At 30.1% G+C, this 14,981-nt stretch carries 15 protein-coding genes; all 15 read left to right on the top strand.

Annotation, left to right across the window (positions count from 1 at the left end; genetic code table 11):
• Nucleotides 1–380: 380 nt before the first annotated feature.
• The 15 genes from KGF42_RS16930 to KGF42_RS16860 all read left to right on the top strand — a co-directional run bounded on the left by KGF42_RS16930 (nucleotide 381) and on the right by KGF42_RS16860 (nucleotide 14,805).
• Nucleotides 381–1,475, top strand: coding sequence for a helix-turn-helix domain-containing protein (locus KGF42_RS16930; RefSeq protein WP_227823269.1), 1,095 nt, complete (start codon nucleotides 381–383; stop codon nucleotides 1,473–1,475).
• Nucleotides 1,476–1,479: 4 nt separating this feature from the next.
• Nucleotides 1,480–1,680, top strand: coding sequence for a PLD nuclease N-terminal domain-containing protein (locus KGF42_RS16925; protein WP_054272300.1), 201 nt, complete (start codon nucleotides 1,480–1,482; stop codon nucleotides 1,678–1,680).
• A complete protein-coding gene (locus KGF42_RS16920) occupies nucleotides 1,677–2,597 on the top strand; it encodes an ATP-binding cassette domain-containing protein (protein ID WP_413927036.1) in 921 nt (306 codons plus the stop codon). The genes KGF42_RS16925 and KGF42_RS16920 overlap by 4 nt, the downstream gene beginning before the upstream one ends.
• Nucleotides 2,594–3,352: an ABC transporter permease gene (locus KGF42_RS16915; protein WP_227823270.1), complete on the top strand. Its 759-nt coding sequence runs from the start codon at nucleotides 2,594–2,596 to the stop codon at nucleotides 3,350–3,352. The genes KGF42_RS16920 and KGF42_RS16915 overlap by 4 nt, the downstream gene beginning before the upstream one ends.
• 259 nt (nucleotides 3,353–3,611) lie before the next feature.
• Nucleotides 3,612–4,685 (top strand): DUF362 domain-containing protein, encoded by a 1,074-nt coding sequence (locus tag KGF42_RS16910; RefSeq protein WP_227823271.1) that lies wholly within the window; start codon nucleotides 3,612–3,614, stop codon nucleotides 4,683–4,685.
• A 69-nt stretch (nucleotides 4,686–4,754) separates the two neighbouring features.
• Nucleotides 4,755–5,018, top strand: a complete 264-nt coding sequence (locus KGF42_RS16905) for a hypothetical protein (protein WP_054272303.1) — start codon at nucleotides 4,755–4,757, stop codon at nucleotides 5,016–5,018.
• A gap of 208 nt (nucleotides 5,019–5,226) precedes the next feature.
• Entirely contained in the window at nucleotides 5,227–6,204 is a 978-nt protein-coding gene (bioB, locus tag KGF42_RS16900; protein WP_227823272.1) for a biotin synthase BioB, read from the top strand.
• 219 nt (nucleotides 6,205–6,423) lie between these two features.
• Nucleotides 6,424–7,446 (top strand): LacI family DNA-binding transcriptional regulator, encoded by a 1,023-nt coding sequence (locus KGF42_RS16895; RefSeq protein WP_227823280.1) that lies wholly within the window; start codon nucleotides 6,424–6,426, stop codon nucleotides 7,444–7,446.
• A 41-nt stretch (nucleotides 7,447–7,487) separates the two neighbouring features.
• Nucleotides 7,488–8,390 (top strand): ribokinase, encoded by a 903-nt coding sequence (gene rbsK / locus KGF42_RS16890; RefSeq protein ID WP_227823273.1) that lies wholly within the window; start codon nucleotides 7,488–7,490, stop codon nucleotides 8,388–8,390.
• Nucleotides 8,391–8,429: 39 nt separating this feature from the next.
• On the top strand, nucleotides 8,430–9,392 hold the full coding sequence (locus tag KGF42_RS16885; protein ID WP_107594917.1) for a substrate-binding domain-containing protein: 963 nt from the start codon (nucleotides 8,430–8,432) through the stop codon (nucleotides 9,390–9,392).
• 52 nt (nucleotides 9,393–9,444) lie between these two features.
• Nucleotides 9,445–10,956 carry a sugar ABC transporter ATP-binding protein gene (locus KGF42_RS16880; protein ID WP_227823274.1) on the top strand — a complete coding sequence of 504 codons (1,512 nt, stop codon included), beginning with the start codon at nucleotides 9,445–9,447 and terminating at the stop codon, nucleotides 10,954–10,956.
• Complete coding sequence (locus KGF42_RS16875; RefSeq protein ID WP_227826750.1) at nucleotides 10,940–11,938, top strand: ABC transporter permease subunit; 999 nt, start codon at nucleotides 10,940–10,942, stop codon at nucleotides 11,936–11,938. Before KGF42_RS16880 ends, KGF42_RS16875 begins: the two co-directional genes overlap by 17 nt.
• A 147-nt stretch (nucleotides 11,939–12,085) precedes the next feature.
• Nucleotides 12,086–13,348, top strand: coding sequence for a M20 family metallopeptidase (locus tag KGF42_RS16870; protein WP_227826749.1), 1,263 nt, complete (start codon nucleotides 12,086–12,088; stop codon nucleotides 13,346–13,348).
• A gap of 19 nt (nucleotides 13,349–13,367) precedes the next feature.
• Nucleotides 13,368–14,111 carry a glutamine amidotransferase gene (locus tag KGF42_RS16865; protein WP_227823277.1) on the top strand — a complete coding sequence of 248 codons (744 nt, stop codon included), beginning with the start codon at nucleotides 13,368–13,370 and terminating at the stop codon, nucleotides 14,109–14,111.
• A gap of 172 nt (nucleotides 14,112–14,283) precedes the next feature.
• Entirely contained in the window at nucleotides 14,284–14,805 is a 522-nt protein-coding gene (locus tag KGF42_RS16860) for a M20/M25/M40 family metallo-hydrolase (protein WP_227826748.1), read from the top strand.
• Nucleotides 14,806–14,981 lie beyond the last annotated feature (176 nt).

Genomic DNA, 14,981 nt, shown 5'->3' with positions numbered 1-14,981 from the left:
ATGTATTATTGTAGCGATAGCTCATAACATTTCTAGACTACACAATAAAATAGTAAAAAATAAATGTGGAATATATCTTCATCATTTAAAAAAAGTATTCTAAAATTATTATTTACAATCAAATATTATCTGAAAAAATGGTATTTTCATACCTTTATTTGTCATGCATAATTTTATTTACAACATAAACTTTATATAAAATAATTAAAAATATACCTATTAAGGTAAGTAAAAAAGAGCTCTCACAGAACAAATTTAATTTGCTCCTGCGACAGCCCCAATTGTTTCTCTGTGGTTGATTTTTTCGTCAAAAGTCAACTTCAAATCGCTTGTTAGTTTTACACCTTTAAGGATATAATTATACATAAGGAGGGATTGACATGAATGAATTAAACATCGCAAAAACGCTGATTTTAAAGCGTAAAGAAAAAGGAATTACACAAGATGAACTTGCAAATTATATAGGAGTTTCTAAAGCTTCTGTATCTAAATGGGAAACTGGACAAAGCTATCCTGACATAACTTTTTTACCGCAACTCGCGACATATTTCAACATTACAGTTGATGAGTTAATATGCTATGAGCCTCAAATGATGAAGGAAGATATTAATAAACTGTACAATAGACTGTGTAAAGACTTTACGGTTAAACCATTTGATGAAGTCATGGCTGAAATAAGAGAAATCATAAAAAAATACTATTCATGTTTTCCTTTGATTTTTCGGATGGGTCTTTTAATAGTTAATCACTATGATATTGTAGATGAAAAAAAGCGTGAACTATTAATTAGTGAAGCATTAGAAATATTTATTCGTATACAGGAAACTTGTAATGACATAGATATTTGCCGTCAAGCAAAAAGTATGGAGGCAACTTGTTATATATTGTTAAATCAACCCATACAGGTGATTGATTTATTGCAAGATAGCAATTTCCCCATGATAAATGAAGTTATACTTCTTGCACAGGGGCAAATGATGAATGGTCAAATTGATGAAGCAAGAGAAACATTTCAACTTGGCGCATATCAGAATCTTATATCACTAGTTCAAAATCTAGTGGGTATTTTGCAAAATGCAGATAAATTACAAATGAAGGAAATAGAAAGACGTATTCTAGCAATTTCAGATATCTTTGACCTTGATACATTATCTCCTGCTATTATGCTTTCTGTATATTTAACACAGGCACAAATCAATTTAATACATGGGAATAATGAGGGAGCTATTAAATCATTACGAAAATATGTAGATTTGGCAACACGTGATATATATCCAATTATAATACACAGTGATGACTTTTTTAATAAACTTGACAGATGGATTTCTGAATTTGGAACAGGTATTACACGTGATGATACAATCGTAAAAGCGGGTATTGTTGCTGCTATTAAAAATAATCCAATGTTTTCTGTATTAAGTGAAAACAAAGAATACAAATTTCTTATAGAAAAATTATCTTTATTGGAGGAATAAGATTATGGAAAATTTGATGGAATATTTACCACTTTTGATTCCTGTTATTATTTTAGATTTAATACTTATAATTACTGCACTTGTTCATGTATTGAGACATCCACATTATAAAATTGGAAATAAGGCAATATGGATTATTGTAGTGTTGTTTATCAGTATAATAGGTCCAATTTTATATTTTGCAATAGGAAGAGGTGAGGAATGATGAATGTTGTTGAAATAGAAGGGTTATCAAAAAGTTTTGGAAACAAAAAGATAATTGATAATTTAAATTTCACTGTACCAGAGGGTTCAGTCTTTGGATTTGTGGGTCAAAATGGTGCAGGAAAGACTACAACAATGAAAATGGTACTGGGGCTACTTGAAGCAGATAGTGGAACAATAAGTGTTTGTGGTGAGAAAGTAACTTATGGAAGAACAAGCTCTAATCGCCATGTAGGGTATCTGCCAGATGTGCCAGAGTTTTATAATTATATGAAGCCACTTGAATATCTTTCTCTTTGTGGAGAAATTACAGGTCTTTCAAAAAAAGATATAAAGATAAGAAGTGAAGAATTATTGTCACTTGTAGGTCTTGGGAATGAAAAGAAACGAATAGGAGGATTTTCTCGTGGAATGAAGCAACGACTTGGTATAGCTCAAGCTTTGCTTTCACGTCCCAAATTACTTATTTGTGATGAACCAACAAGTGCACTTGACCCTGTTGGTCGAAAAGAAATACTAGATATTATGCTTAAAATCAAAGACTCAACAACTGTAATATTCTCAACACATATATTATCAGATGTTGAAAGAATTTGTGACCATGTTGCTATATTAAACAAAGGAAGCATTGCTCTTAGTGGTACACTTTCAGAAATAAAAAGTATGCACGGAAAGGATAGACTTTTATTGGAGTTTTCAAGTAATGATGAAATTCAAAAGTTTAAGTCTAGTGATGGTATTAAATCCCTACTTAAAGATTCAGAAGAAACTAATATGGGAATTGTTTTGCATGGTGAAGATATAAAATCAATACAACAAACAGTTATATCTACACTTGCAGAAATAAATCTTTGTCCTTTAAAGATGGAATTAATCGTATTATCACTTGAAAATTTATTTTTGGAGGTAGTAAAGTGAGAGAATATATAGCATTTACAAAAAAAGAATTTAAGGAGAACTTAAGAAATTATAAATTATTTAGTTTGATTATTTTATTTCTAATATTTGGTATAAGTAGTCCTATTTCTGCAAAATTTATGCCAGACTTGATTGCTCATTTTGCACCGACTTTAAAAGTTACTGCTGCACCAACTGCTTTAGACTCTTGGACACAATTTTTTAGCAATATCTCTGGTCTTGGTATGAGTTTAACTTTAATTATTTTTTGTAATATTTTATCAAATGAATATTCTAAAGGAACACTTGTTATTATGCTGACTAAAGGTTTATCACGTTCATCTATAGTATTGTCTAAATTTTCTGTTACGGCGATTATTATGACAATTGGTTTTTGGTTGAGCTTTTTATTTGCTTATGGCTATACAATGTATTTTTGGCCAACTGCAAATACTCATCATATTATATTTTCAGCATTTAATTTATGGCTTATAGGAATTATGTATATTAGTGTATTAATTCTTGGGTGTGTACTATTTAGACCAGCATTTGCCAGTGTTTTACTTGTATTGGTGGCAACTCTTTTCTTGAGTTTAATTTCTATTCCTAAACAGATTGCACCTTATACTCCTAATTTCTTGATGTCAAAAAATATAGACTTGATTTCAGGTAAAGTGGCAATACCAGAATTTATTATTCCAGTTATTATAACAGTTTTTATTTCTATAGTGTGTTTACTAGCAGCTGTTATGTTATTTAATAAAAAACCAGTTTAATAATACTTTTATCATAAGGTAAAGTAATATTGTATTGTTAAAAACTACACCTAAAAATCAAAAAGACTTGGACTTAAGTTTCAAGTCTTTTTTGATTTTTAGGTGTAGTTTAATATATAGAATTAAGTATAGAAAATAACACAAATAATATTATTTGTATCAAATAAAGATAATAATATTTAATTGTGGTAAAATATACTAAAAATTACTTTAAAAGTGATAAAATTATTATAAGTAAATATTTTAAAGGGGTGTAGATATGGAAAAGTCAAAAGTATATTTTTGTGATTTATACTCAAATTCGCAAAATAAAAACGTACCAAACAATGTAAGAAGATTATTTGATACAGCAGGATTCAAGGATTTAATAGAAAAGAATGACCAAGTCGCAATTAAACTTCACTTTGGAGAAAAGGGAAATACTACATATATGAGTCCTGTGGCAGTTAGACAAGTGGTTGATAAGGTTAAAGATTGCGAAGGAAAGCCATTTTTAACAGATACAAATACATTATATACAGGGAGCAGAACCAATTCTGTAGACCATCTTACAACTGCTATAGAAAATGGCTTTGCTTATGCAGTGGTAAATGCACCAGTAATAATTGCAGATGGGTTGTATAGTAGAAATTATGAAAACGTGCAAATAAATAAAAAACATTTTGAGAGTGTAAAAATAGGTGGAGAAATCTATAATTCTTCTGCAATGATAGTAATGAGTCATTTTAAAGGTCATGAAGCAGCCGGTTTTGGAGGAGCATTGAAAAACTTAGCTATGGGATGTGCAAGTGCAGCAGGAAAGCAAATGCAACATTCTGATGTTACTCCAGGGGTAAATGAGAAGAAGTGTATAGGATGTGGAAAATGCGTTAATTCTTGCCCTACAAAGGCTATAAGTATAGTGGATAAGAAAGCAGTTATAGATTCTAATGTATGTTATGGATGTGGAGAATGTCCAACTGTCTGTCCAACTAGAGCAGTAACTATACAATGGGAAAGTGACTCAGATGTGTTTGTCGAAAAGATGGCAGAATACGCTTATGGAGCAGTATCAAATAAAAAAGACAAGGTAGGATATATAACTTTTGTTATGAATGTAACTCCACTTTGTGATTGTGTACCTTGGTCAGGTAGACCAATTGCCCATGATATAGGAATATTAGCATCAACAGACCCTGTAGCTATTGAACAAGCATGTTATGATTTGATTTGTAAGGAAATGGGTCATGATGTGTTCAAACATGAACATCCTCATGTAAATGGAACTAGAATAATAGACTATGCATGTGAAATGGGAATGGGAAGTAAAGAGTATGAATTAATAAAATTATAAGAATAGTAGCACTTAAATGCATATAATTATTGTAAGAGAAATTTAAAAGTATCAAAGGAGTATGCATTTATGAAAATTTACTATGAAAAGGAAAACAGCAAGAAGGCTAATGTAAACAATATTCCAAGTGTATTTGCATTTAATTTTCTAAGAAATTTTTTGACTAGCAAAGAATATGAAGAAACTAGAAAAGAATATTTTATAAATAATCTAACAAAAAATCAGGTTAATCAAGCTATGAAGGATTTAAAATGGTTATTTAGAGAGTATGAAGGCTTAGAGGTTATCACAATGGAAAGCTTGGATGGAGTTAAGACAAGGATAGTTTTGTAAATTAATAAGAATTATATTTTAATAAAAATACTGTTTTAATAATAATATGTATAATCTATTATACTAATACTATTTTAAAGCAGTATTTTTTTTGAATAAATAGTAAACTTATATCTAAAGTAAAGTTGACCAATAAATGTTATATATGTAATACTATATATAATAAGTAAACTATATAGAAAAACTAGGTTGACAAACAGGAGGGTATATGGAAAAATACATAATAAAGTTAAAAAATAAAGTTTTGGGTGGAAAAGAAATAATTTATGAAGAAGCTCTTAATTTAATAAGTCTTGATACAAATAATAAAAATGATTTTGATATTCTATTAAAATCTGCAAATGAAATAAGAGAGTATTTTATGGGAAGAAAAGCAGATTTATGTACGATAATGAATGCTAAGTCTGGCAAATGTAGTGAAGACTGTAAATTTTGTGCACAGTCATCTCATTATAAAACTGGTGTAGAGGAATATTCATTGCTAGATTATAATGAAATCTTAAATAGAGCTAAAGAGATGGAGAGTAAAGGAGTACATAGATTCTCATTGGTTACAAGTGGTAAAGGTATGTCAGGAAAGGAGTTTAATGACATTTTAAATATCTATGAAGGATTGAGGGAAAATACTAGTTTAAAATTATGTGCATCTTTAGGTATTATAGACTATGAGCAAGCTAAAATGTTAAAATCAGCAGGTGTGACTACGTATCATCACAATGTTGAGACGTCTAGAGATAATTTTGATAGTATATGTACGACACATACTTATAAAGATAGGATAAAAACAATTGAAGAGGCTAAAAAAGCTGGGCTAGATGTATGTGTAGGTGGAATAATTGGAATGAATGAGAGTGAAGAACAGAGACTAAAAATGGCTTTTGAAATACGAGAATTAAATGTAAAGTCATTTCCAATAAACATTTTAAATCCCATTAAGAATACACCAATGGAAAATTATGATGTATTAGAACCAATGGAGATACTAAAAACAACAGCAGTGTTTAGGTTTATAATCCCTAATGTATATATAAGATATGCTGGAGGAAGGCTATCATTAAAGGGATATGACAAAGTTGGATTTAACGGAGGCGTAAATTCTGCAATTGTTGGTGATTATTTAACGACTGTGGGAAATGGGATTGAAAATGATAAAAAAATGATTATAGAACAAGGATTTGAACTTTAATAAAGATTACTTAAATTAATTAATATACTTTTAAATAACTATAAAAGTATATTAATTTTTTTTTGCCGATTAATTTAAATATTAAATTTGAATTAAAAATTGCAATATTTTGAAAAAAGGGAAAAATATCAAAATTTACATAAAATAGTTGCAAAGGAAAAAAAGATGTGATAGTATCTAGGTAACCGGTTAAGTAAAACGGTTTCCTAAACTATGGGGGTGAACTGCTTGAGTATAACTATAAAAGAAATTGGCGAATTGGCTGGTGTTTCTAAAACAACTGTGTCAAAAGTCATTAATAATAAAGATGAAAATATAAGTAAGGCAACAAGAGAAAAAATTATAAAAATAATGAAAGAAAAAAATTATGTACCAAATAAATTAGCACAAAGTTTAGTAACTAAAAAAACTAATACTATAGGGCTTCTTATACCAGATATACGAAATCCATTCTTTACAGATGTATCAAGGGGTGTAGAAGATAAAGCTAATGAAGAAGGCTACAATATAATTTTATGTAATACAGATGAAGATGCTAAAAAAGAATATGAAGGAATAAGAACACTATCAGAGAGGATGATAGATGGAATTATATTTGCAGCCTCTTCAAATACAAACTGGAAAGAAGCAAATTATAAAGATATAAAAATGCCAACTGTGTTGATTGATAAGAAGATAAGCATGAACAAAGAAACTTTAAAAGGAATAGTTAAAATAAATAACTTTGAAGGAGCCTATATAGCTACAAAATATTTATTAGATATTGGAAATAAGAAAATAATATACCTAAGTGGTCCACTTCAAAATGAAATAGCAATAGATAGATTAGAAGGATATAAAAAGGCTCTAATCGAGTGTAATTTAAGCTACAATCCTGATTATGTATTTGAAGGAAAGTATAAGATTGAATGGGGACAAGAATTTATAAAAAAATTAGAAAAGATAGATTTTGATGCAATATTTTGTGCAAATGATTTAATTGCAATAGGTGTTATAAGAGGTCTTAAAGAAAGAGGGTTAAATATACCAAATGATGTAAGTGTTGTAGGATTTGATGATATTCAAACATCTAGTTTAATAAGCCCTTCTCTTACAACAGTAAGACAACCCTCTTATGATATAGGATACAAAGCCAGTGAAATATTGATAAATTGTTTAAGAGGAGATAAAAAAGAATCGTTTGATGAATTGATTTTCAAACCAGAATTAGTCATAAGAGATTCAACAAAAGAAAATGAATAACAGCATGAAAGACATAAATAGATATGTAAAGGAGTAATGTAATGGGAAACATAGTTGTCATAGGAAGTGTAAACATGGACATGGTATGTTCTGTAGACAAAAGACCAGAAAAAGGAGAAACAGTACTAGGGAATAGTTTTTTTACGTCACCTGGAGGAAAAGGTGCTAACCAAGCAGTTTCAGCATCTAAGCTAGGAGCGAATGTAAAAATGATATCATGCATAGGGGAAGATAGCTTAGGAGAGGAGTTAATAAGAAATTTCAGAACCAATAAAGTTGATTATAGCCTAGTATCTAGAAATAAGCACAAAAGTTCTGGTGTTGCTGTTATAACATTATGTGAAAATGATAATAGTATTGTTGTTGTACCAGGAACGAATGAATTAGTAGATATAGAGTTAATTAAAAAGAATGAAGAAGAGATAAAGAATGCAGATATAGTACTACTACAATTAGAGATTCCATTAAAAACAATAAATTACGTAGTAAATTTCTGCTTTGAAAATAAGATTAAGGTTCTGCTAAATCCAGCACCAGCAATAAAATTAGATGAAGATATAATAGAAAAAGTAACTTACTTAACACCAAATGAACATGAATATAAAATAGTTTTTGACACAGATGAAGGGATAGAGGAAGTATTAAAAAAATATCCAAATAAACTTGTAATAACAGAAGGAAAAAATGGAGCTAGATTTTATGATGGTAAAGAAATTAAGCATATATCTTGTATAAGTGTTGATGTTCAAGACACTACAGGTGCAGGAGATACATTTAATGGAGCATTATCAGTGGCTATAACAGAAGGTAAAAATCTATATACAGCAGTAGAATATGCAGTAGTAGTATCAGGTCTTTCTGTAACAAAACTAGGTGCACAATCTGGTATGCCTTATAAAGAAGATGTTGAAAAATATTTAAATATTAATAATATAGAAATCTAATTTGTTCAAATTTAAAACTATTAAAAATGGAGGTTAATTATGAGAGTGAGAAAAATTTTATCTTTAGGAATTGCTGGAATACTAGCAATAGGAATGTTAACAGGATGTTCAATGGAAGGGCCAAGTAAATCAGATAATAAAGGTGGTTCAGACAAGAAAGATTTAACTATAGGAGTATCTACAATAACTCTCCAACATCAATTTTTTATAGACATTGATGAGGGAATAAAAGAAAAAGCTAAAGAACTAGGTGTTAAAGTTATAGTAAATGACCCAGACCAAGATGTAGCTAAGCAAACATCAGCAATAGAAGATTTTATACAACAAAATGTGGATGGAATGATAGTGCTTGGAACAGATAATTCAGCTATAGTACCAGCAGTAGAAGGAGCATTTGAAAAAATGCCAGTAGTTACAGTAGATGCTGTATTAAATACTGAAAATATTACAAGTTATGTAGGAACAGTTAGTTATGATGCTGGTAAAAAGTTAGGGGAATATACTAAAAAGTACATAGATGAAAAACTAGGCGGAAAGTCAGAAATAGCAATAGTAACAGATTTAAAATCTCAAATACAAATGCAAAGAATAGATGGATTTAAAGATGCATTAAAAGGTTCAGCAAATGTTAAAATATTAAATTCTCAACCAGGATATGATAGAGAAGAATCTCTTAACACAGTAGAAAACTTAATTCAATCTAATCCAGATGTAGATATAATATATGCAACAGCTGAAAATAGTGTATTAGGAGCTAAAGCTGCACTTGAATCTGCAAAGAATAAGGATGTTAAGATTGTAGGATTTGACTTAACTGAAGAAGCAGCAAGTGGAATAACAGATGGAACTATTCTTGCTATGATTCAACAACAACCTAAAGAAATGGGACGCTTAGCTGTAGAAGCAGTAGTAAAAGCTATAAAAGGTGAAAAGGTAGAAAAAAATATACCAGTGCCAGCTTTACTTTATGATAAAGAAAATATAAAGGACTTTAAAAATTAGCAAAATAAAATGAGATTATTTGAAAGAAATCCTATTTAAAAGGAGTGTCATTATGAGTAATACAATTCTGAAGTTAAGTAATATTGCTAAAGAATTTCCTGGTGTCAGAGCATTAGATAATGTCAATTTTGAGTTATTTCATGGCGAGGTTCATGCACTACTGGGTGAAAATGGTGCTGGTAAATCAACAATGATAAAGATTTTAACTGGTGCTCATGCTAAAACTTCTGGTAAATTCATTTTTGAAGGCAAAGAAATAGAGAATATATCACCAGATGTTTCTAAAAAGATAGGTATAAATGCTATATATCAAGAATTAACAGTATTTGATGAGTTGACAGTATCACAAAATATTTTTATGGGAAAAGAGATAAGTGGCAAAGTCTTAACTAATGATAAAAAAATGAATGAAGATGCTAAAAAGATTTTCGATAATATGGGAATAGATATAAATCCAAATAGTCTAGTCAAAGAACTTAGTATAGCTCAAAAACAAATGGTAGAAATAGCAAGAGTTTTATCATCAGAAACTAAGGTCTTAATAATGGATGAGCCTACATCTTCAATAAGCAAAAAAGAGACTGAAATACTTTTTAGACTTATAAGGGATTTAAAAGAGAGTGGAGTCAGTATAATATATATCTCTCATAGGATGGAAGAACTCTTTGAAATTTGCGACAGAATAACTATAATGCGAGATGGGAAAACGATTTCGACTTTAAATACAAAAGATGTATCATCTGAGGAAGAATTAGTTAATTTAATGATAGATAGAAAGCTAGACCAATTTTTTCCGAAAAGAAAAGTAGAAATAAAAGAAGAAATTATGAGAGTGGAAAATCTAACTAAGAACAATGTTTTTAATGATATAAGCTTTAACATAAGAAAAGGCGAGATATTTGGAATAGGTGGACTAGTTGGAAGCAAGAGAAGTGAAATAGTAGAAGCTATATTTGGACTTAGAACATATGATTCTGGGAAAATATATTTAAACAATAAAGAAATAAAGTTTAAAACTCCATCAGATGCAATTAAAAATGGACTAGGACTAATAACAGAAGATAGAAAAGGTACTGGATTATTTTTACAAATGAGTGTCAAGGAAAACACAACTATGGCTGGGCTAAAAAAGGTATCTAAGTTTAAATCAGTTATAGACAGAAAAAAGGAAAAAGAGGTTTTGGAAAAATACATAGAAGCTTTAAAGATAAAAACACCTCATATGAATCAAGTCATACAGAGCTTAAGTGGTGGAAACCAACAAAAAGCTATAATAGCAAGATGGCTTTTGTTACAACCAGACATATTAATTATGGACGAGCCAACTAGAGGCATAGATGTAAATGCTAAGGCAGAGATATACAATCTAATGGGAGATTTAGTAGAGAGTGGAGTAAGTATCATAATGATATCTTCTGAAATACCAGAATTAATATCAATGAGTGACAGGATAATGGTTATGAGGGAAGGTCATATAAGTGGATTTTTAGAAGGTGAAGAAATGGTTGAAAATAATGTATTAAAATTGGCTTTCGGAGGTAAAATTAATGAGTTCAATAACTAAGCACAAAGAAGACAAATCCTCTCCATTATTAACAAAATTAACAAGTGCATTTAGAGACCAAGGGAGTGCAGCTGTAGGGCTTGTAATAATTTTTATAATAATGAGTGTAGCTTCATCTAATTTTTTAACTTTAGATAATTTAATTAACGTTGGAAGACAAATATCTATAAATGCAATTCTTGCAGTGGGTATGACATTTGTAATAATTACAGGAGGAATAGATTTAAGTGTAGGTGCAGTAATTGCTCTAGTAGGTACATTTTGGGCTACAACAGTAGTAAACTATAATGCACCTATATGTGTAGGTATGATACTTGCATTGGCAATTGGAACGATATTAGGAGTCATAAAAGGTGCAATTATTTCAACACAAAAACTACCACCATTCATTGTGACTTTAGCCATGTTGACAATAATAAGTGGGGCAAGCTTTGTATTTACAGGAGGAAGACCTATATCAGTAAATACAGACACATTTAAGATGTTAGGTAGAGGATATGTTGGACCAATACCAATACCAGTTATAATTATGATTATAGTTGTAATAGCAGGACATTTTCTATTAAAAAGAACTAATTTTGGACGTCATGTACATGCAGTAGGTGGAAATGAAGAGGCTGCTAGATTATGTGGAGTAAAAGTAAATAAAGTTATAGTAAAAGTATATGCACTAGCTGGGCTACTAACAGCACTAGCCGGGATAATACTATCATCACGTTTGGCATCAGGTTCACCAACTGTTGGAGATGGAGCAGAATTAGATGCTATAGCAGCAGTTGTGCTTGGTGGGACTAATATGATGGGTGGTTCTGGTTCTATAGTAGGTACATGTATAGGTGTTGGAATAATAGGAATATTAGGAAATGGACTAAACCTATTAAGTGTATCTTCATACAATCAAATGATTATAAAAGGATTGGTAATGTTATTTGCTATATGGATAAATAATATAAAATTAAAAAAATCAGCCAAATCTAAATAGTAGTTAAATTTTAGCTGATAATTTATAAAGATTACTAAAATTTTGTATATGCTAAATGAAAATATGTTAAGTAAAAGGTTTATTATGATTCAAATAGAGTACATTAGCCTTGAAATCTTAAATTGAAAATAAATCTTAGGAGGAAATATGAAAAAAATTCTCTTAGATACATTAAATAGTAGAAAACAAGAATACATAGATTGTTTAAAAGAACTTGTAAGTATAAAGACTGAAGATATTGGTCATGGAATACTAGGTGGATTTGAAAAAGAGGGACAAGAATATATTGGAAAACTTGCAAATGACATAGGTTTTAGTGTAAATAGACAAGAAATGAGTGAAGAACTAATTAAAAAAGCAAAAGGTATATATAAAGAAGGAAATCTCGGTCACAATTATGAGGATAGATACAATTTAATTTGCAAATATAGTGATGATTTACCTGGTAAGACAATTGTATTTAATGGTCATGTAGATACTATGCCACCTGGTGATATAAGTAAGTGGAGATATAATCCATATTGTGGTACAGAAGATAATGGTAAGCTTTATGGTCTTGGAACTGCGGATATGAAATCTGGGCTTATAGCATCCATATTAGCTGTAAAGCTTATAAAAGATAGTGGTCTAAATGTACCTGGTAACGTAAAAGTGATGTCAGTAGTAGATGAAGAAGGTGGGGGAAATGGTACAATAAATGCAGTTATGAATGGCATTGATGGAGATTACTGTATAATTTGTGAACCATCAGAACAGAATTTAATAGTTGCACATATGGGATTTGTATTCTTTGAAGTTGAAGTTAAAGGTGTGTCTCTTCACTGTGGTAGTAAGTGGGAGGGCGTAAATGCAATAGAGAAGGCTATGTTATTGCTTCAAGATATAAAAGAGTTAGAACATAACTGGCTTATGATATATAAGCATCCACTATTACCTTCACCTACAATAAATTTAGGTGTAATAAATGGTGGAACAGCAGGTTCTACTGTGCCAGCTAAGTGTGTATTTAATTTATGTGTACACTTCTTGCCAAATATAATGAGTTATGAACAAGTTGTAAATGACGTAACCAATGTCATAATGACAAGAGCTAATGGAGATTTGTGGCTTAAAGATAATAAGCCAAATATAAGCATATATCAATCAGGGTTAGGTTTTGAGATGGACAAGGATTCTGATTTTGTAGTGAATGCACATAAAATATTGGAAGAAACTCTAGGGAAAAAATTAGAAATAAAAGGTTCGACAGCTGGGAATGATGCAAGATTGATGAAAAATTTAGCTGAAATACCAACAATTATATTAGGACCAGGTTCAATAGAACAATGTCATTCAATTGATGAATATGTTGAAATTAAGGAGTATCTAGATAGTATACTTATGTATGCAAGTCTAATATTAAACTTATAAAAGTAGGAGGAATATATAAATGAAAAAAGTATTAATAGTAGGGGAATCGTGGGTAAAAAATATAACTCATATAAAGGGATTTGATACATTTGTTACAACTCACTATGAAGAAGCTGTAAAGTGGATAAAAGAAGCAATAGAATCTGGAGGATATGAGACAGTTCATATGCCTGCACATGTAGCAGCAGATAGCTTCCCATATAAATTAGAGGAGTTAAATGAATATGATTGTATAATATTATCTGATATAGGTTCTAATACGTTTTTATTATCTAATAGTACTTTTATAGATTGTAATAGTAATCCAGATAGACTTGAACTAATCAAAGAGTACGTAAATAATGGTGGGGCATTAATCATGGTAGGTGGATACATGTCATTTACAGGTATAGATGCAAAAGCTAGATTTGGAGAAACTGCTATTAAAGATGTATTACCAATAACAATGATAGATAAAGATGATAGAGTTGAAAAACCAGCAGGTATAATTCCAGAAGTTGTTGACTCTGAACATCCAGTATTAAAAGATATACCAACAGAATGGCCAAAATTTTTAGGATATAACAAAACAGTTGCTAGAGATAATTGCCCTGTTTTAGCAACTATTGGAGGAGACCCATTTGTAGCTGTTGGTGAGTTTGGAAAAGGAAAATCTGCTATCTTTAGTTCTGATTGTGCACCTCATTGGGGTCCAAAAGAATTTACTGATTGGAAATACTATAATAAATTATGGGTCAATATGCTTGATTGGTTAACATGCTAAAAATTTTATAAAACTTGAAAACCTCTTACTTGATAAAATGAAACTTACAAGTCAAGAGGTTTTATTGTATAAAATGGCTGTACAGTAGAAAATATTTTTAAATCAGTTAAAATCAGTTATTTTGGTTAATAATTGATAAGTTATTAGAAATAGGGAGGTTTATACAATTAATATGAGTGATTTAAATAAAAAGTTATTAATTGAATATATAGATGGGATACAGGAAGAGTTAAGAGATATATCAGATAAAATATGGAAAAATCCAGAACTTCAATATAAAGAATATTATGCTTCAAACTTACAAAAGGAATATTTAAAAAAACATGATTTTAGTATAGATGAATTAGAGGGTATGGATACAGCATTTGTGGCTAGTTATGGAGAAGGTAAACCAGTTATAGCAGTTTTAGGAGAATATGATGCTTTAGATGGTTTATCTCAAAAAGTATCCATTACCAAAGAACCAATTTCAGATGGCGGTGCAGGTCATGGATGTGGACATAACTTACTTGGTACAGGCTCAATGGGGGCTGTAATTGCAGTAAAGGAATTAATCAAACTAAAAAAGTTGAAAGGAACCATAAAATACTATGGGTGTCCAGCAGAGGAGGATTTGTCAGGAAAGGTATTGATGATAAAAAAAGGTTTCTTTGATGGAGTTGACTGTGCTTTTAGTTGGCATCCATTTGATTAAAAAATAGCTACGCACACTCGTGACTTTAGTCATGAGTTAGTAGCTAAAATAGTCAGCATATAGGGAAACTTATATGTAGAGATAGGATAGAACCTATCCAATACTACTTGAATTGCTAAAAACCCCTAAAGCTAACCAAACTAAAACATAAGGATGAAATAAACCTAAGTGTGAAA

It is taken from the genome of Clostridioides sp. ZZV15-6383, assembly GCF_020657735.1.
In the GTDB taxonomy this organism is placed as follows: domain Bacteria; phylum Bacillota; class Clostridia; order Peptostreptococcales; family Peptostreptococcaceae; genus Clostridioides; species Clostridioides difficile_D.
This window is presented reverse-complemented; position numbering and strand designations above follow the sequence as displayed.

Bases quoted from the DNA above. Each gene is read 5' to 3' on its own strand.
- KGF42_RS16925 (WP_054272300.1), top strand. From the start codon at position 1,480: ATGGAAAATTTGATGGAATATTTACCACTTTTGATTCCTGTTATTATT.
- KGF42_RS16880 (WP_227823274.1), top strand. From the start codon at position 9,445: ATGAGTAATACAATTCTGAAGTTAAGTAATATTGCTAAAGAATTTCCT.
- rbsK (WP_227823273.1), top strand. From the start codon at position 7,488: ATGGGAAACATAGTTGTCATAGGAAGTGTAAACATGGACATGGTATGT.
- KGF42_RS16920 (WP_413927036.1), top strand. From the start codon at position 1,677: ATGATGAATGTTGTTGAAATAGAAGGGTTATCAAAAAGTTTTGGAAAC.
- KGF42_RS16930 (WP_227823269.1), top strand. From the start codon at position 381: ATGAATGAATTAAACATCGCAAAAACGCTGATTTTAAAGCGTAAAGAA.
- KGF42_RS16860 (WP_227826748.1), top strand. From the start codon at position 14,284: ATGAGTGATTTAAATAAAAAGTTATTAATTGAATATATAGATGGGATA.
- bioB (WP_227823272.1), top strand. From the start codon at position 5,227: ATGGAAAAATACATAATAAAGTTAAAAAATAAAGTTTTGGGTGGAAAA.
- KGF42_RS16905 (WP_054272303.1), top strand. From the start codon at position 4,755: ATGAAAATTTACTATGAAAAGGAAAACAGCAAGAAGGCTAATGTAAAC.
- KGF42_RS16865 (WP_227823277.1), top strand. From the start codon at position 13,368: ATGAAAAAAGTATTAATAGTAGGGGAATCGTGGGTAAAAAATATAACT.
- KGF42_RS16875 (WP_227826750.1), top strand. From the start codon at position 10,940: ATGAGTTCAATAACTAAGCACAAAGAAGACAAATCCTCTCCATTATTA.
- KGF42_RS16910 (WP_227823271.1), top strand. From the start codon at position 3,612: ATGGAAAAGTCAAAAGTATATTTTTGTGATTTATACTCAAATTCGCAA.
- KGF42_RS16885 (WP_107594917.1), top strand. From the start codon at position 8,430: ATGAGAGTGAGAAAAATTTTATCTTTAGGAATTGCTGGAATACTAGCA.
- KGF42_RS16870 (WP_227826749.1), top strand. From the start codon at position 12,086: ATGAAAAAAATTCTCTTAGATACATTAAATAGTAGAAAACAAGAATAC.